Annotated in this window: 16 protein-coding genes; 9 read left to right on the top strand and 7 right to left on the bottom strand. The window is 63.6% G+C overall.

The features are described 5' to 3' along the window. Nucleotides 1-122 precede the first annotated feature (122 nt). Together HMPREF3173_RS03885 and HMPREF3173_RS03890 are read right to left on the bottom strand one after the other, a co-directional pair. Entirely contained in the window at nucleotides 123-422 is a 300-nt protein-coding gene (locus HMPREF3173_RS03885) for a hypothetical protein (protein WP_070571615.1), read from the bottom strand. Between the two features lie 64 nt (nucleotides 423-486). Continuing rightward, on the bottom strand, nucleotides 487-831 hold the full coding sequence (locus tag HMPREF3173_RS03890) for a hypothetical protein (RefSeq protein WP_070571616.1): 345 nt from the start codon (nucleotides 829-831) through the stop codon (nucleotides 487-489). 172 nt (nucleotides 832-1,003) lie between these two features. Between HMPREF3173_RS03890 and HMPREF3173_RS03895 the strand changes: the two genes are divergently transcribed. The 6 genes from HMPREF3173_RS03895 (at nucleotide 1,004) to HMPREF3173_RS03920 (ending at nucleotide 5,875) form a co-directional block, all read left to right on the top strand. Next, a complete protein-coding gene (locus HMPREF3173_RS03895; protein WP_070571617.1) occupies nucleotides 1,004-1,867 on the top strand; it encodes a sensor domain-containing diguanylate cyclase in 864 nt (287 codons plus the stop codon). 90 nt (nucleotides 1,868-1,957) lie between these two features. Continuing rightward, entirely contained in the window at nucleotides 1,958-2,587 is a 630-nt protein-coding gene (locus HMPREF3173_RS03900; RefSeq protein WP_070571618.1) for a hypothetical protein, read from the top strand. A gap of 105 nt (nucleotides 2,588-2,692) precedes the next feature. Beyond that, nucleotides 2,693-3,340, top strand: a complete 648-nt coding sequence (locus HMPREF3173_RS03905) for a cupin domain-containing protein (protein WP_256543880.1) — start codon at nucleotides 2,693-2,695, stop codon at nucleotides 3,338-3,340. 165 nt (nucleotides 3,341-3,505) lie between these two features. Then, a complete protein-coding gene (locus tag HMPREF3173_RS03910; protein WP_070571619.1) occupies nucleotides 3,506-3,700 on the top strand; it encodes a hypothetical protein in 195 nt (64 codons plus the stop codon). 128 nt (nucleotides 3,701-3,828) lie between these two features. Beyond that, nucleotides 3,829-4,503 (top strand): cysteine hydrolase family protein, encoded by a 675-nt coding sequence (locus tag HMPREF3173_RS03915; RefSeq protein WP_070571620.1) that lies wholly within the window; start codon nucleotides 3,829-3,831, stop codon nucleotides 4,501-4,503. A 16-nt stretch (nucleotides 4,504-4,519) separates the two neighbouring features. Next, on the top strand, nucleotides 4,520-5,875 hold the full coding sequence (locus HMPREF3173_RS03920; protein ID WP_070571621.1) for a purine-cytosine permease family protein: 1,356 nt from the start codon (nucleotides 4,520-4,522) through the stop codon (nucleotides 5,873-5,875). Nucleotides 5,876-6,066: 191 nt separating this feature from the next. Here the strand turns inward: HMPREF3173_RS03920 and HMPREF3173_RS03925 are convergent, their stop codons facing one another. Next, entirely contained in the window at nucleotides 6,067-8,265 is a 2,199-nt protein-coding gene (locus tag HMPREF3173_RS03925; RefSeq protein ID WP_070571622.1) for an OsmC domain/YcaO domain-containing protein, read from the bottom strand. A gap of 402 nt (nucleotides 8,266-8,667) precedes the next feature. On the opposite strand from HMPREF3173_RS03925, the gene HMPREF3173_RS03930 reads away from it, so the two are divergent. Continuing rightward, nucleotides 8,668-9,849, top strand: a complete 1,182-nt coding sequence (locus HMPREF3173_RS03930) for a GGDEF domain-containing protein (RefSeq protein WP_070571623.1) — start codon at nucleotides 8,668-8,670, stop codon at nucleotides 9,847-9,849. Here the strand turns inward: HMPREF3173_RS03930 and HMPREF3173_RS03935 are convergent. Beyond that, entirely contained in the window at nucleotides 9,846-10,763 is a 918-nt protein-coding gene (locus tag HMPREF3173_RS03935) for a LysR family transcriptional regulator (RefSeq protein ID WP_070571624.1), read from the bottom strand. The two genes, HMPREF3173_RS03930 and HMPREF3173_RS03935, sit on opposite strands and share 4 nt — an antisense overlap. Before the next feature lie 105 nt (nucleotides 10,764-10,868). On the opposite strand from HMPREF3173_RS03935, the gene HMPREF3173_RS03940 reads away from it, so the two are divergent. Beyond that, nucleotides 10,869-12,614 (top strand): amidohydrolase, encoded by a 1,746-nt coding sequence (locus HMPREF3173_RS03940; RefSeq protein WP_070571625.1) that lies wholly within the window; start codon nucleotides 10,869-10,871, stop codon nucleotides 12,612-12,614. Nucleotides 12,615-12,709: 95 nt separating this feature from the next. Continuing rightward, nucleotides 12,710-13,441 carry a TorF family putative porin gene (locus tag HMPREF3173_RS03945; protein WP_070571626.1) on the top strand — a complete coding sequence of 244 codons (732 nt, stop codon included), beginning with the start codon at nucleotides 12,710-12,712 and terminating at the stop codon, nucleotides 13,439-13,441. A gap of 172 nt (nucleotides 13,442-13,613) precedes the next feature. On the opposite strand, the gene lipA is transcribed toward HMPREF3173_RS03945, so the two are convergent. The 3 genes from lipA to HMPREF3173_RS24805 all read right to left on the bottom strand — a co-directional run. After that, nucleotides 13,614-14,597: a lipoyl synthase gene (lipA, locus tag HMPREF3173_RS03950; RefSeq protein WP_139146806.1), complete on the bottom strand. Its 984-nt coding sequence runs from the start codon at nucleotides 14,595-14,597 to the stop codon at nucleotides 13,614-13,616. A gap of 24 nt (nucleotides 14,598-14,621) precedes the next feature. After that, nucleotides 14,622-15,743, bottom strand: a complete 1,122-nt coding sequence (gene gcvT, locus HMPREF3173_RS03955; protein WP_070571628.1) for a glycine cleavage system aminomethyltransferase GcvT — start codon at nucleotides 15,741-15,743, stop codon at nucleotides 14,622-14,624. Between the two features lie 78 nt (nucleotides 15,744-15,821). Next, on the bottom strand, nucleotides 15,822-16,502 hold a 681-nt coding region (locus tag HMPREF3173_RS24805), incomplete at its 5' end, for a serine hydroxymethyltransferase (protein WP_256543884.1).

The following is a 16,502-nucleotide window of genomic DNA, read 5'->3' on the forward strand; positions in this document are numbered from 1 at the left end:
CGTCAAGTTTAGCGCAACGACCGCGCCCCTGGCAAAGTCAAGCAGACAACTTGTCGCGCCGACGTACGAATTTTCGCCACAGCCATTGAGAATGAAGACAATTGCTCAGGCGGCGCTGGCCATCAGCGCTTGCACTTGGCCAACACCACCTGACAGGTATGCGGCGTACCGCCGGAGCGGCTGGCGTAGCGCATGCAGTTGTGCAGGGACTTCTGCCGGGCAATGCTCATGCTCGCCCCCCAGGCCAGACCGCCCTCGCCCGCTGTCGGCAAGGCCTTGGCATAGCAGTTCGACCCCGCTGCCGCAGCAGCGTACCGAGCCGTGCTGGCTTTGCTGCTGCAGCCAGCGGCCAGGGCGAGGTTGATGGCAAGCAAGGTGCACAAGGCCCATGACAGGCTCTGGCGCGCAGGTTTTCCCCACATGTCGAGGACTCCAGAAACAAAAGCTGCAGAGCCTGGCCGGTCTGCCTGAAGATTTCAACCGCGGCTATTGGGCCCTGAAACGCCAGACGATCTCGACCACCCGTGAAGCCAGAACCAGATAAAGCACGCACAACAACACCTGCAGCACCGAGTGGTAAGGCAGCTTGGCCAAGCGGTGCAACGTATCGCTGACATTGAGCAACAACAGCACCGCCGAGACCAGGATCAGGCCCCAACCCGTCAGATTCGATACCCAAAGCCCGAGCAGAACCTGGTGGTTACCGTGGATCGCCTCGGTGCCTGCCGCGAACAGCAACGCACAGACCAGCAGATTCTTGAAGTTATCGAAGACTTTGGTGCTCAGGTCGGCGTCCAGCAGCTCAAGGTACTTTCGCCAAAGTTTGCGCATAACCTCTCCCGACAGAGCGGTGCCCGCGTTAGCGAAATTCTAGAAGAAGTTGAACGACTTGCCGGCCATCGACAGGACGGGTTTTCTTTCCCGCCCCAGTAGTGACGCAGGCATGACCCTTGTATGCTGTCCTGCGCCGCGAACGCCCTTCTGCACCGGACTCCGCTGACCTATGGCCGTCGACCTCCAAGCGCTTTACCCCAAACTGATCCATCTGATGCTGGACACGGTCTTTGTGGTCGACCGGGACAACGAAATCGTCTTCGTGAGTGACGCCTGCGAAACCCTGCTCGGCTATCGAGCCAGCGAATTGGTCGGCACCCCGATCACCCACTACATGCATCCCGACGACCTGGAAGCCACCCGCGCCTCGATCATCCGCATCATGAATGGCCAGCCCCATGTGGATTTTCGCAATCGTTACATCCGCAAGGATGGCGGTGTGGTGCACATCCTGTGGGCGGCCTTCTGGTCCGATGAAGTCGGGGCCCGCATCGGCGTGGCGCGCAACGTCACGGCCCTGGCCCAGGCCGAGAAGGAACTGCGCTTTCTCGCCCACCATGACCCGCTGACTCAGCTGGTCAACCGCTCGCTGTTCAACGACCGGCTGGAATCGGCCCTGCACACGGCACACCGCCAACAGAGCACACTGGCGCTGCTGTTCGTGGACATCAACGACTTCAAGGGCATCAATGATGTCCATGGCCATGCAGCGGGCGACCGCGTGCTGTGCACGGTCGCGCGACGGCTCGAAGCCTGCGTGCGCGAGACCGACACCGTGGCACGCATAGGCGGTGACGAGTTCATCGTGCTGTTGACCGACATCCCATCGCACAGCGCGGTGGCCGAAAAGATCGCGCAGATCCTCGCGGCCATGGCCGAGCCGTTGGACGCCGAGTTCGGCGAGATCAAGATGCCTTCCTGCAGCATCGGCGTGGCCTGCTACCCGGCGGATGGCGAGGATGCCGACGCGCTGCTCAGCCATGCCGATCACGACATGTACCGGATCAAGCGACAGCGCTCGGGCACGCGCTGATACGCGCCTGAAATCAAGCGCTTGAGACAACCTGGCGCGATTGCGCGATACTATTGTGCCACCACTTTTTCTGGAAAAGGACTTCACCCCATGAAGCGTCTGTTTGCCTACACCCTGGTCGCGCTGGCCCTGGCCGGCTGCGACAAAGCCGAGCAGAACACCGCCCAGGCCACCGTACCCACCGGACAATGCGCCAAGGACATCGACTGCAAAGGCGATCGCATCTGCGAAAGCGGCCAATGCGTCAGCCCGCAGGCCCCGCACACCCTCGCCGCCAAGCCCCCGGTGGCGCCGGAACTGGCCCCCGCTGCACCGACCATGGCCTACGAAACGCTGCTGGTCAGCGGCGACAGCGCAGGCCCCTTCAGCATCCAGCGCATGGAACTGGGCACCGCGCTGATGTACCCGTCGCGGGCCGGCGTCGTGAACGTCATGGAGTCGGTCGTCGAAGATGTCGAAGCGACCGGCTATGTCACCATCGAGAAGGCCTATTCGTTCGGTCCCAGCAAATACGTGGTGGTGGTGTCCACCGGTGAAGGCGGTAACGCCTGCCCCGCGTCCACCTATGTCTTCAGCTTCGACACCAAGGGCGAGTACGTGGACGGCAAACAGGCAGTCGATGGCTGCTCCGAAGTCGTCGAGTCGCTGGCCGAGGGCAACAAGCTGACGGTCAAGAAGGATGGCGTCGCGACGGTGGTGTACAACGGCGTCGTGCAGTAACACCGGAACGCCCAAGCCCAGCGCCAGCACTGGGCTTTTTTCACCCTCGATTTTCCGGCCACGGCGGTGGATCATCAGTCGATCGGATGTGTGGAGATGACTTCGATGGCAATGCCGGCCCTGATCAATGCCGACCTGCGGCAAACGGTGATCGTGCAGGGACACGCCCTGCCCTGGATCCCCAGCCCGCAAGCCGGGGTGGAGCGACGCCTGTTGTTCCGCATCGGCCAGGAGCAGGCCCGCGCCACTTCGCTGGTGCGTTATGCGCCAGGCAGCCGGTTCAATGCCCACGCCCATCCGGGCGGTGAGGAATTCCTGGTGCTGGAGGGGGTCTTCGAGGACGAACAGGGGCAGTATCCAGCTGGCAGCTATGTGCGCAACCCACCCGGCAGCCGGCACTCGCCGGGGTCGGCCCAGGGCTGCGTCATCTTCGTGCACTTGCGCCAGTTCCATCCCGAGGACCATGAGCGCGTGGTCGCACAGGTGCCCGACCAGGGTGACCGGGCACTGTGGCACAACATGCATGAACGGGTATGGGTGCAGCAGGCCCGGCCCGGACAGACGCTGGAGATTGCCAACCCGCGAGGCCTGGAACTGTTCGTGCTCGACGGCCAGTTACGGGGTGACGGCTTCGCGTTGCGGCCCTGGAGCTGGATGCGCCTGCCGCCGGGGGCTGCGGTCCAGGCGGTGGCGGGCGATGCCGGGGCGCGGATCTGGATCAAGGATGCCGCGCTGGACCTCACGGCCTGTTGATCCAGCGCGCGCTTCGCTACTTTTGGTATCACAGTATTACGGTATACCTAAAATCGCGACACCTCTACGGCCCTGAAATGCCCTTGGAATGCGCCTTTTGGGCAAAACGCCGAGCGTGGCCCGAAGATTGCTTTGCTCTTTTCAACCGTTTCTGGGCGCACCCACATGGGCACTTTCTTCACCACCGCAGGCAATCGTCATCAAGCTGCCCCCAACAGGGCTGGCGATGACCGACATGCCCTGCCCAGTGCCATGCAAGGCTTCCTTCGCCATGGAGTCGCCCCCGCTCAGGTCACCCTGCCACGCCTGCCGGCCTGCGTGGCGGCCAAACAGAACGGGTTCTGGCAAATAGTCGCGTAAGCCCCCCCTTCGAGCGTCGTCTCGACCTTCCCACAAGCGCCCGGCTCGCCTGGACGCTGCGACTGTTCGTTCGCCCTCAAGGCGCCTCCTGCGACGGCGCCAGGGGCACTGTACCCGAGTGATTTACCATGACCTGTACCAGCGCACTTCTCGTGATCGACCTGCAACAGGAGGACGGCTTCCCCCTGGAGCGTTTCGACCAGGTCGTCGGCAACGCCGGCGCCCTCATCGGCGCAGCCCGCCGCCTTGCCATCCCCGTGATCTACACCCGCCACGTCAACAACGCCCAAGGCCACGACCTGGCGCACGGGGAGCCGGTGGACGAGCATGGCCAACCGACCAGCTACCGCGCCGGCACCTCGGCGGTAGAGGTCCTCGACGCCCTGGCGCCACATGCCGGCGACCAGGTGCTGGACAAGCACCGTTACAGCGCCTTCCATGGCACCGACCTGGCGCAGCGGCTTCGAAGCCAGGGGATCGAACATCTGGTGGTGTTCGGCGTGCTGACCGATGTGTGCGTCATGACCAGCGTGTTCGATGCCTACCAGCACGGCTTCACCCTGAGCCTGGTCGCCGATGCCTGCACGGCCACGACGCTGGGTGCGCACTATTCAGCCCTGATGATCCTCTCCAACTGGATCTACGGGCTGGAGATCTTCTCCACGTCACAGCTGCTGCGCCATTGGCAGCAGCAGCCGGCAGGCTCGGTGCGTACCGATACGCCCGACCACCTCGCCTTCCACCCCGAGGCATTCGTCGACGCGATCCAACGCTTCGAACACCGCCTTGCCCATGATTGCTAAGTGTGGAGAGATCCTGATGAAAGTTGAAAATCGCAGCATCGATTTCATCCCTGAAGGCGAGCGCTACGGCCAGGCGCGTTCGCTGTTCTTCGTGTGGTTCGGCGCCAATGCCAACATCACCACGGTCGCGGCCGGCGTCTTGCCCATCAGCCTGGGCCTCAACCTGTTCTGGAGTGCGCTGTCGATTCTTTTGGGCTCGATGATCGGTGCCCTCTTCATGGCGTCACATTCTGCCCAGGGGCCCAAGCTGGGCATCCCACAGATGATCCAGAGTCGGGCCCAGTTCGGCGTCTATGGCGCGATCGTGCCCTTGTTGTTCGTCATGCTCATTTACCTGGGCTTCTTCGTCAGTAATACCCTGCTCGCCGCCCAGGCCGTCGCCAGCGCCAGCCCGATCGGCAATGGCGGCAACATCGTGGTGCTGGGTGCGGTGTGCTTCCTGGTCGCGCTGTTCGGCTACCAATTGATCCATCGCCTGCAAAAGCTACTGACGCTGGCTTCGCTGGCGGTGTTCGGCATCGCGACCTGGCTGGCGCTCAGCTTGCCGTTGCCAGCCGGGCAATGGTCGCTCGAGGGCTTCAGCCTGCCGACCTTCCTCGCCTCGGTGAGCATCGCGGTCACCTGGCAACTTTCCTATGCGCCCTACGTGGCCGACTACTCCCGCTACTTGCCTACCGAAACCCCGACGCGGCAGGTGTTCTGGTACAGCTACCTGGGCACGGTGATCGGCGGGAGCTGGATGATGCTGCTGGGTGCGGTGCTGGCCAAGGCAATGGCCGGATTCGGGGACAACGTCGGCTTGAACCTGGTGGGCTTGCTCGGCGGCAGCACGGTGTTGATGTTCGCCTTCGTGCTCTACGGCCAGATCGCCATCAACGTCTTCAACCTGTACGGGGCATTCATGTCGACAGTCACCGTGATCGAGCCCTTCACCGCGCTCAAGGTCACCGCGTGGGTGCGGGCAGGGTTGCTGCTGGTGATTGCCGCTGCGGCTACAGGGTTGTGCACGCTTGCCCAGGATGACTTCATTGCGTTCTTCCTGAACTTCATCTTCTTCATGAGCTACTTCCTGATCCCGTGGACGGCCATCAACCTGGTCGACTACTACGTCGTGCGCAAAGGGGTATACCGCATCGAGGACATCTTCCGGCCGAGCGGGATCTATGGACGGGTGAATGGCGTGGCGATCGGCGTATTCCTGGTCACCATCGTGCTGGAGGTGCCGTTCATGAACACTTCGATGTACGCCGGGCCCATCGCCACCCACCTGCAAGGGGTTGACCTGGCCTGGGCAGTCGGCCTGATTTTCCCAGCGCTGACCTATTACTGGCTGATGGGCAGACGCAAGGCGCTGGCCGGCGCCTGCGCATAAGACCAGGCCCTTCTGCGGCGCGTTCTTCGCGGATGAACCCGCTCCTACAGGATCGGCGCCGATCCGGTGGGAGCAGGTTCATCCGCGAAAAAAAGCTGCGTGAGAGGGGCTACGGAGTTTGAGGGAGCGGCCGAAGGGCCGCGAAAGGGGCGCACCGCGCCCCCCGATAGCCGCCAAGGCTGGCGACTGGCTCAGCGCAGGGTCACCTTGGCCCGTGCGCTGTGCAGCTTCTTGTAGCTGTCGATCAAGCGCAGGTGGCGGTCGAGGCCTTCGAGCTTCATGCTCGTCGGTGTCAGGCCATGGAAACGCACGCTGCCGTCAACCGAACCCAGTACCGCATCCATGCGCGCATCGCCAAACATGCGGCGGAAGTTGGCTTCGTAGTCGGCCAGCTCCAAGTCCTCGTCCAGTTCCACTTCCAGCACCACGTTCAAGGCCTGGTAGAACAGCCCGCGCTCGACGGTGTTATCGTTGAACTGCAGGAAAGTCTCCACCAGTTCCTTGGCCGCCTCGAACTGCTCCAGGGCGAGGTAGATCAGCAGCTTGAGCTCCAGGATGGTCAACTGCCCCCAGACCGTGTTGTCGTCGAACTCGACGCCGATCAAGGTGGTGATGTCGGTGTAGTCATCCAGCTCGCTCTCTTCCAGCCGCTCGACCAGCGCCGCCAGGGCGTCATCGTCCAGGCGGTGCAAGTTGAGGATGTCGGCACGGAACAACAGGGCCTTGTTGGTGTTGTCCCAGATCAGGTCATCCACCGGATAGATTTCCGAGTAGCCCGGCACCAGGATGCGGCAAGCGGTTGCACCGAGGTGCTCGTACACCGCCATGTACACCTCTTTGCCCATGTCCTCGAGGATGCCGAACAATGTGGCGGCCTCTTCGGCGTTGGAATCCTCGCCTTGGCCGGAGAAGTCCCACTCGACGAACTCGAAGTCGGCCTTGGCACTGAAGAAGCGCCAGGACACCACGCCGCTCGAATCGATGAAGTGCTCGACGAAGTTGTTCGGCTCGGTCACGGCGTGGCTGGAGAAGGTCGGCTGAGGCAGATCGTTCAGGCCCTCGAAGCTGCGCCCCTGCAGCAGCTCGGTCAGGCTGCGCTCCAGTGCCACTTCGAAGCTTGGGTGTGCACCGAAGGACGCGAACACACCGCCGGTACGCGGATTCATCAAGGTAACGCACATCACCGGGAACTCACCGCCGAGCGAGGCGTCCTTGACCAGCACCGGGAAGCCCTGCTCTTCGAGCCCCTGGATACCCGCGAGGATCGCGGGGTACTTGGCCAGCACCTCCTGCGGCACATCCGGAAGCGCCAGCTCGCCTTCGAGGATTTCGCGCTTGACCGCCCGCTCGAAGATTTCCGACAGGCACTGCACCTGCGCTTCGGCCAGGGTATTGCCGGCGCTCATGCCGTTGCTCAGGAACAGGTTCTCGACCAGGTTGGACGGGAAGTACACCACCTCGCCGTCGGACTGGCGCACATAGGGCAGCGAGCAAATGCCGCGCTCGACGTTGCCAGAGTTGGTGTCGTACAGGTGCGAGCCACGCAGCTCGCCTTCAGGGTTGTAGATTTCCAGGCAGTACGGATCGAGGATTTCCGCAGGCAGTGCGTCTTTGCGACCCGGCTTGAACCAGCGCTCGTCCGGGTAATGCACGAACGGCGCGTTGGCGATGTCCTCGCCCCAGAACTGGTCGTTGTAGAAGAAGTTGCAGTTCAGGCGTTCGATGAACTCGCCCAGGGCCGACGCCAGGGCGCTCTCCTTGGTCGCGCCCTTGCCATTGGTGAAGCACATCGGCGAGTGGGCATCGCGGATGTGCAGCGACCATACGTTGGGCACGATGTTGCGCCAGGAGGCGATCTCGATCTTCATGCCCAGACCGGCCAGGATCTGCGACATGTTGGCGATGGTCTGCTCCAGTGGCAGGTCCTTGCCTGGGATGTAGGTGCTCGCGCTCGGGTCAGTGTCCACCATCAGCAACGCCTGGGCATCGGCGTCGAGGTTCTCCACCTCTTCGATGACGAACTCAGGCCCGGTCTGTACAACCTTCTTCACCGTGCATCGCTCGATCGAACGCAAGATGCCCTGGCGGTCTTTTTCGCTGATGTCCGCCGGCAGTTCCACTTGGATCTTGAAGATCTGTTTATAGCGGTTTTCCGGATCGACAATATTATTCTGAGACAGACGAATATTATCGGTCGGAATGTTTCGTGTATTGCAGTACAACTTTACAAAGTACGCCGCACACAAGGCCGAGGAGGCCAGGAAATAATCGAACGGCCCCGGTGCCGAACCATCGCCCTTATAGCGAATCGGCTGGTCGGCCACGACCGTGAAGTCATCAAACTTGGCTTCAAGTCGAAGGTTGTCGAGAAAGTTGACCTTGATTTCCATGCGGGGGATACCGTGATAACGAGCAAAACGAAAATGGCGGCCATTATCCGGTTTTTCCCCGCGAAAGTCTTGTGCTTTTCGGCCGTGGGCGCGGCGCCCGGCAGGCCAGGCGCAGGGCGCCTCCCGGCTTGTTCAGGCTCGCTCCCGGGCCTGCATGCACCGTGCTTGGTCACCTGCGCAAGCCCGACCAACCGGCCCGGCATAATGCTTCCCCGAACAATTAACAGATTGTTTAAAAATACTTTTCCCCGAGAGTACGCCATCCGTGAGCTTATTCTTGCGACATTAAGGACTGCCCCACCAATAGCGAATTTAATAACTTTCCGCACATTGGCAAACTGCCACGCTGGCGCTTAACATGGCAAAACTGATGGACCTGCCGCCGAGCCCAAAGGACTTCCCGTGCTCTTGAGTATTCCCACCCTCATTCTCGTCACCGTCTTCCTGCTCGGTCTGATGGGCACACTCACCCTGCACACCTGGGCGCGTGGCAAACGTGAGCGGCCGCTGGGTTATCTGGGCGCGATGTTGTTGCTGGCCTCGGTGGGCGTCGCCTTGATCAGCCTGCGCGAGCGCGGCTACGACCTCGTTCCCCTGGTGCTGGGCAATATCGTGCTGTTGTTGTCAGCCGCACTGGGCTGGACAGCCATGCGCACCCTGGCCGGGCGCGCGCCCTACTTGCCCGGCATTGCCATGGGTGTGGTGGTGTGGCTGCTGTTCTGCTTCACGCCGGTGTTCTACGACTCGCTGTCACTGCGCATCACGGTGTATTCGACCCTTGCCGCGGCCTACTCGGGCCTGGGCATCGTCGAGCTGTGGCGCAGCCGCAATCGCCTGGACATGGCGTACCTGCCGGCCCTGTTGATTCTGGGCATGCACACCATCTTCTACATCGTGCGCCTCATCGTCGATGAAGGCCTCTCGCTGGAAAACGCCTTGTCCGGCAGTGGCGATGGCGCACGGTTCTTTGCCGTCATGCTGTTCGAGTCGATGCTCTATGCCACTGGCATCGCCTATATCACCCTGGCAATGGTCAAGGAGCAGGCCGAGAAGAAGTACAAGACGGCCGCCAACACCGACGAGTTGACGGGCATCGGCAACCGCCGGGCATTCATCACCCAAGGTGAGCAGATCCTGGCCGAGGCCAAACGCACCCACACCCCCATCACCCTGCTGCTGTTCGACCTGGACCATTTCAAGCGCCTCAATGACAGCCTCGGTCACCAGGCAGGCGACCAGGCGTTGATCGCCTTCAGTCAGCTGGCGACCCGCAACCTGCGCCACGGCGATGTGTTCGGCCGGATCGGCGGCGAGGAATTCGCCTGCCTGCTGCCCGGTGCGGGGGAGCAGATCGCGACCCTGGTCGCGCAGAACATTCGTCAGCGCTTTCACAGCGCTGCACTGCCCACGCCAGGGAGTCTGAGCGTCAGCATCGGCGTTGTCACCAGCGAGGCCGCAGGCTACGAACTCTCGCGCCTGCTGGCGCTGGCGGACGACGCGCTGTATGCCGCCAAGGCCGCGGGACGCAACCGTGTCCATGTGTTCGAGCACAGCGCAGCCAACGAGCCGGCCATCGAAGGCTAGGCCAACCCCGTGCGCTCCAGGTATGCCGCCAAGTACTCGATGAACGCCAGCACCTTCCCCGTCGCCCGCCGATGGCTGGGGTACACCGCCAGGATCTTCGGCCCGAAGGCATCGGGGTCGATCGCGTAATCTTCCATCAAGCGTACCAGGCGCCCATCGGCCAGATAGGGCGCGCCACTCCACAGCGGCACATGAAACAACCCGCCACCGGCCAGCGCGCTGGCCAGCAGCAGGTCGTAGTTGTCGCTTTCCAGTCGAGCATGGGTGGGCTGCAGCAGGCTCAGACGCTCGCCGTCCTTCTCCACCCACCAGTAGGTGCGGCTCAGGGCGGCATGGCGATACAACAGCCAGTCGTGCTGATCGAGGGTCTGGGGCGTGACCGGTATCGGGTTGCGCGCCAGGTAGTCGGGGCTGGCGCACAGGGTCAGGCGGTTGCGACCGACCTCCTTGGCGATCAACCCGGGCAAGTCGTTGTGGCCTTCGCGCAGGGCCAGGTCGTAGCCGCTTTCCACCAGATCGACGAAGTCATCGGAGAGGTCCACGCGCAGGCGGATCTGCGGATAGTCGCGCAGAAACTGTGAGCACACCGGGTCCAGAAAGGCCCGCCCATAGGCCAGCGGCGCCGTCAGCCGCAGGATCCCATGCAGACCGTGTTGCATCTGCCCCACCACTTCGCCGACTTCATGCATGCGCATGAGCACCTGGCGCGCGGTTTCCAGGTAGACCTTGCCGGCTTCGGTCAGCACCGTGCGCCGCGTGCTGCGCTCGAACAGCCGCACGCCCAGGTCAGCCTCCAGATGGCTCACGGCTTTGGTCAGGGCCGACGGGGTCTTGCCCAATTGCTCGGCGGCGCGGCTGAAACTGCCGTGCTCGGCAGTGGCGACGAACATGGTGATGGCGGCGAACTTGTCCATGGTTTTTCCATTCAGGAAAAAAGCTTTTGCGCATTTCGGGCGTTCTGCCTGCCCGGGCCAGCCGTTAGTCTCGCCAACAGCCCCCAAAAAACAAGAGGTTTTGCAATGAGACGTTTCACGCCTACGTTGCTGTCCGTGGCGCTGGCCTTTGCCTCGATGGATTCGATGGCCGCTGTGGATCTGGTGCTGCTCAATGGCAAGCTGTACACCGCCGACCCCGCCCACCCGTCTGCGCAGGCCATGGCCGTACAGGACGGCAAAGTGCTCGAAGTAGGCACCGATGCCCAGATCAAGGCCCTGGCCAGCAGCACGACCCAAGTCGTCGACCTGGGCGGAAAGCGGGTCATGCCGGGGATGATCGACAGTCACTCCCACGCCATCTTCGGTGGCCTGGAGCTGTCGGCGGCCAGCCTGGCCGATGAGGAGGACGTGCCCACCGCGGAGCTGGAAAAACGCTTGCGCACCTGGCGTGACGACGGCACAGCCCGCCAGGGCGATGTGCTGACCGTGGTCGGGGTAAGCTCCACCTACTGGTCCAAGGCCGAGGAACTGGGCGCGACCTTCAACCACGGTGAGTGGGCAAAGGTGCCGGTGGTGTTCATCGGCAGTGACCATCACACCGCCTGGGCCAACCAGGCCATGCTCGACCGCGCCGGTATCGACGCCAAGCTGCTGGCCGCCCTGCCCGCCGCCGAACGCGACACCCTGGGCCAGAAGCAAGATGGCACACCCAATGGATTTGCCGTGGATGCCGGCTGGGACCGCATCAGCGCCGCCATACCCTCCCCCAGCGCCGACGCCCTGCTGCACGCTGCCGACGCCGCGGTGAAATACAACAACGCCTTCGGCATCACCGCCTGGATGGACCCGGCCGCCAACGCCGCACCTGGGGAGTCGGTGTTCAGCCTCAAGCCCACGGAAAAATCCATCGGCGTACTGCCGGCCTACAAGGCCCTGGCCGAGAAAGGCCAGTTGAACGCCCATGTCGCCGCGCTGCTGGTGGCCAACCCCAAGAGCCTGCCGGCCGACCTCGACACCCTGGACAAAGTTCGCCAGAAATTCCAGGGCATCCCCAACCTGACGCTGCCCGGCATCAAGGTATTCGCCGACGGCGTGGTGGAATACCCGGCGCAAAGCGCGGCGATGCTCGAGCCCTACAGCAACTCCCACAAAACCGGAGAGCTCTTGATCGACCCGGCGCATTTCGGCGAGCTGGTCAGCGCCGCCGACGCCCGAGGCTGGCTGGTACACATCCACGCCATCGGTGACCGGGCGGTACGCGAATCGCTCAACGGCATCGCCCAGGCGCGCAAGGACCGCCAGAGTGGCGTCACCCACTCCATCACCCACCTGCAACTGGTGAACCCCACCGAGTTCGCCCGCTTCAAGCCCTTGAACGTGATCGCCTCGATGCAACTGCTCTGGGCCTCGGGCGACGAATACACCCTGGACATGGTCAAGCCCTACGTCAGCCCCCATGTCTTCCCCTACCAGTACCCTGCCCATTCGCTGCTCAGCCACGGCGCCACCATCGCCGGGGCCAGCGACTGGTCGGTGTCCTCGCCCAACCCGTGGCTGGCCATTCACCAGGCCATCACCCGCGAAGGCCCCAAGGGTGTGCTCAATCCCAAGGAGCGCATCGACCGCCAGACCATGTTCCAGGCCTACACCCTCAACGCCGCACGCACCATTGGCCTGGACAAGCAGATCGGCTCGCTCACACCCGGCAAGCAAGCCGACTTCATCGTGCTGGACCGCGATGTGCTCACCGTTGCAGACAATGACCTGGCCGACACCCGCGTCCTGCAGACCTGGTTCGGCGGCCGCGAAGTCTACAAAGCCGAGCACTGATCCCCATTGCACCACACCAAGCTCCCGGGCCACCCGGGAGCCAGGCCGCGCTTTGCCCGCACCTGCCAGAACAATCACAACAAACAGGTACCTTCATGCGCCGCATCCTGCTCCTTGCCTCGACCCTGGCCCCCTTGACCAGCCAGGCCGTGTCCCTGAGTGATGACTTCTACCTGGAGATCGAACCCGCGCTGGTCAGCGATTACCGTACCCGCGGCATCTCCCAGACCCAGAACGACCCCGCCGCCCAGCTCGCCATCACCCTGCAGCACGCCAGCGGCCTGTACCTCGGCGCCTGGACCTCCAACGTGGACTTTGGCTTCGGCACCAAGACCCGCCAGGAGGTGGACTACTACGCTGGCTGGTACTGGCAGGCCACCGATGAGATCAGCCTGGATGTGGGCTACCTCAAGTACACCTACCCCAAGTCGAGCCTGTACAACCTGAGCGACTACTACGCCGCCCTCACCGTCTACGGCGTCACCCTGGGGGCGAACTACTCCAACGACACCGGCAGCGCCCTGGGCGATGACCAGGACACGCTCTACAGCTACGTGAGCTACGAAACCGCCCTGCCGCTGGAGATCGGCTTGCAGCTGCGCTACGGGCGCATGGACTTCAAGGATCCGATGTACACGGCCGCCGATGGCAAGGCATCGTCCGATCACCACGAATGGGAAGTGAAGCTGACCCGTGAGCTGGCCGGTCTGACCTGGGGCTTGTCGTACATCGACACCGACCTGTCCAAGACCGAATGCGCCAGCAGCTATGGGTTCGATGATGTGTGTTCGGCGACCTGGGTGGGGAGTGTGAGCAAGAAGTTCTGAATCAGGGCTGCACAGGCAGCCCCGGCACACTGTCGTTGCGTTGCCTGCACGGACGCTTTCGCGGGTGAACCCGCCCCCATAAGGATCATCGCCAACCCTGTGGGAGCGGGTCTATCCGCGAAGCAGTCGTCACATATCCAGGCATGCGAGCCCTTGCGTCGAAAGCGTTGGGTCAGGTGGTGCGCGTCGCAACCGCCGCCACCTGCTGATCGGCATGGTACGACGAGCGCACCAACGGCCCCGAGGCGACGTTGCCAAAGCCCATGGCCAAGGCCTGCTCGGCGAACCAGGCAAAAGTGTCCGGATGCACGAAGCGCTGCACCGGTAGGTGGCTGCGCGAGGGTTGCAAGTACTGGCCCAGGGTCAGCATGTCGACCTGGTGTTCGCGCATGCGCTGCATCACCTCTAGCACCTCCTCGTCGGTCTCGCCCAGCCCCAGCATCAGCCCTGACTTGGTTGGCACGCCAGGGATACGCTGCTTGAACCGCTCCAGCAAATCCAGCGACCACTCGAAATCCGAGCCCGGCCGCGCCGCCTTGTACAGGCGTGGCACGGTTTCCAGGTTGTGGTTGAACACATCCGGCGGCGCCTGTTCGGTGATCGCCAGGGCCACATCCATACGCCCTCGGTAGTCCGGCACCAGGGTTTCCAGCTGGATGCCCGGCGAACGCTGGCGGATCTCGCGCAGGCAGTCGACGAAGTGCTGCGCCCCGCCGTCGCGCAGATCGTCCCGGTCGACCGACGTGATGACCACGTACTTCAGGCGCAACTCGGCGATGGCGATCGCCAGGTTGCGAGGCTCATCGACATCCAGCGGCTTGGGCCGGCCATGGCCCACGTCGCAAAACGGACAACGGCGCGTGCAGATGTCGCCCATGATCATGAACGTCGCCGTGCCACCGGAGAAACATTCCCCAAGGTTCGGACAGGACGCCTCCTCGCACACGCTGTGCAGCTTGTGTTTGCGCAACAAGGCCTTGATGCGCGCCACCTCCGGCGTGGTCGGGATCTGCACGCGGATCCAGTCCGGTTTGCGCGGTACCTCCTCGGTGGGCAGGATCTTGACCGGGATGCGCGCCACCTTCTCGGCGCCGCGCAGCTTGACCCCGGGCTCCAGGGGCGCCGGGCGGGTAGCGACAGGCTGGGTTTGGTTCATCTTCATGCTCCGGCAGGCAGGCCTTCAGCCTCGGTAGTAACGTTGCGCCACGAACGGCGTGCGGGTCACGCGCATCGGCACCCGCTTGCCTCGCACCTCGGCGAAGACCTCGGTGTCCAGGGTCGCCCCGGCGCTCTGCACGTAGCCCATGGCCAACGGGCCGCCCAGGCTCGGGCCGAAACCACCGCTGGTGACCTGGCCGATCACCTGGCCTTGGTCATCGAGCAATGGCGCGCCTTCGCGCACCGGCACTCGCTCCTGGGCCAGCAGACCGACTCGCTTGCTCGGCACGCCATCGCGCAACTGGGCGAGGATGCGCTCGGCACCGGGGAAGCCACCTGGGCGCACGCCATCGACACGACGGGCCTTGGAAATCGCCCAGGCCAGGCTCGCCTCGACCGGCGTGGTGTGTTGGGCCATGTCGTGGCCATACAGGCACAGCCCGGCCTCCAGGCGCAGCGAGTCACGCGCCCCCAGGCCGATGGCCTCGACCTCGGGCTCGGCCAGCAGCGAGCGGGCCAGCATCAGGGCATCCTGGGTCGGCACGGAGATCTCGTAGCCGTCCTCACCGGTATAGCCCGAGCGGCTGACATAACAGTCGACACCCAACAACCGTACGCGAGCGAACTGCATGAAGGTCATGGCTTTGACTTCAGGGGCCAGGCGCGCCAGCACCGTGGCGGCCGCCGGCCCCTGCAGGGCGAGCAAGGCGCGGCTGTCGAACAGCGACTCGACCTCGCACAGCCCTTCCAGATGCTGCTTGAGGTGCTGCAAGTCCTGCGCCTTGCACGCGGCGTTGACCACCAGGAACAGGTAGTCCCCGGCGTTGGCCACCATCAGGTCATCGAGGATGCCGCCTTGGGCGTCGGTGAACAGCGCATAGCGCTGCATGCCCACCGGCAGGTCGACGATATCGACCGGCACCAAGGTCTCCAGGGCCTTGGCGGCATTGGCGCCGTGCAGACGGATCTGCCCCATGTGCGAGACGTCGAACAGGCCGGCCTGTTCACGGGTATGGAGGTGCTCCTTGAGCACCCCCAGTGGGTACTGCACCGGCATGTCGTAGCCAGCGAACGGCACCATGCGGGCGCCCAGTTGCAGGTGCAGGGCATGCAGCGGCGTTTTTTGTAGTGGTTTGTTGGACACGGAAGACTCCTGGCATTCGATGAGGTGAACGATCACGCCGCCGTGGCGCCATACGCCCGCGGTGGCGAGCCCTGCGGATCAGGCCGAATAGACCGGGAACCGCGCGCACAGCTCGGCGACCTGGCGGGCCACCTGGGCCTCGACATCGGCATCGCCCAGATGCTCGAGAATGTCGCAGATCCACGACGCCAGGGCGCGGCACTCCGGTGCCTGGAAGCCACGGGTGGTGACGGCCGGCGTGCCCAGGCGCAGGCCCGAGGTCACGAACGGCGATTGCGGGTCGTTGGGCACCGCGTTCTTGTTGACGGTGATATGCGCACGGCCCAAGGCGGCATCGGCGTCCTTGCCGGTGATGCCCTGACGGATCAGGCTGACCAGGAACAGATGGTTGTCGGTGCCGCCGGAGACCACATCGAAACCGCGCTGCATGAAGATCTCGGCCATGGCCTGGGCGTTGGCGACCACCTGCTGCTGGTAGGCCTTGAACTCAGGCGCCAGCGCTTCCTTGAAGCACACGGCCTTGGCTGCGATCACATGCATCAACGGGCCGCCCTGCCCTCCCGGGAATACCGCCGCATTGAGCTTCTTCTCAAGCTCCGGATCAGCCTTGGCCAGGATCAGACCGCCGCGCGGGCCGCGCAGGGTCTTGTGGGTGGTGGTAGTGACCACATCGGCATAAGGCAGCGGATTGGGGTAGACGCCCGCCGCGACCAGGCCCGCCACGTGAGCCATGTCGACGAACAGGTAGGCACCGACCTT

This window comes from Pseudomonas sp. HMSC08G10 (assembly GCF_001808425.1).
GTDB lineage: Bacteria > Pseudomonadota > Gammaproteobacteria > Pseudomonadales > Pseudomonadaceae > Aquipseudomonas > Aquipseudomonas guariconensis.

Excerpts from the sequence above, each read along its gene's own strand:
- HMPREF3173_RS03935 (WP_070571624.1), bottom strand. The coding sequence starts at position 10,763 with ATGGACAAGTTCGCCGCCATCACCATGTTCGTCGCCACTGCCGAGCAC.
- HMPREF3173_RS03945 (WP_070571626.1), top strand. The coding sequence starts at position 12,710 with ATGCGCCGCATCCTGCTCCTTGCCTCGACCCTGGCCCCCTTGACCAGC.
- HMPREF3173_RS03915 (WP_070571620.1), top strand. The coding sequence starts at position 3,829 with ATGACCTGTACCAGCGCACTTCTCGTGATCGACCTGCAACAGGAGGAC.
- HMPREF3173_RS03940 (WP_070571625.1), top strand. The coding sequence starts at position 10,869 with ATGAGACGTTTCACGCCTACGTTGCTGTCCGTGGCGCTGGCCTTTGCC.
- lipA (WP_139146806.1), bottom strand. The coding sequence starts at position 14,597 with ATGAACCAAACCCAGCCTGTCGCTACCCGCCCGGCGCCCCTGGAGCCC.
- HMPREF3173_RS03890 (WP_070571616.1), bottom strand. The coding sequence starts at position 831 with ATGCGCAAACTTTGGCGAAAGTACCTTGAGCTGCTGGACGCCGACCTG.
- HMPREF3173_RS03910 (WP_070571619.1), top strand. The coding sequence starts at position 3,506 with ATGGGCACTTTCTTCACCACCGCAGGCAATCGTCATCAAGCTGCCCCC.
- HMPREF3173_RS03895 (WP_070571617.1), top strand. The coding sequence starts at position 1,004 with ATGGCCGTCGACCTCCAAGCGCTTTACCCCAAACTGATCCATCTGATG.
- HMPREF3173_RS03885 (WP_070571615.1), bottom strand. The coding sequence starts at position 422 with ATGTGGGGAAAACCTGCGCGCCAGAGCCTGTCATGGGCCTTGTGCACC.
- HMPREF3173_RS03905 (WP_256543880.1), top strand. The coding sequence starts at position 2,693 with ATGGCAATGCCGGCCCTGATCAATGCCGACCTGCGGCAAACGGTGATC.
- HMPREF3173_RS03920 (WP_070571621.1), top strand. The coding sequence starts at position 4,520 with ATGAAAGTTGAAAATCGCAGCATCGATTTCATCCCTGAAGGCGAGCGC.
- HMPREF3173_RS03900 (WP_070571618.1), top strand. The coding sequence starts at position 1,958 with ATGAAGCGTCTGTTTGCCTACACCCTGGTCGCGCTGGCCCTGGCCGGC.
- HMPREF3173_RS03925 (WP_070571622.1), bottom strand. The coding sequence starts at position 8,265 with ATGGAAATCAAGGTCAACTTTCTCGACAACCTTCGACTTGAAGCCAAG.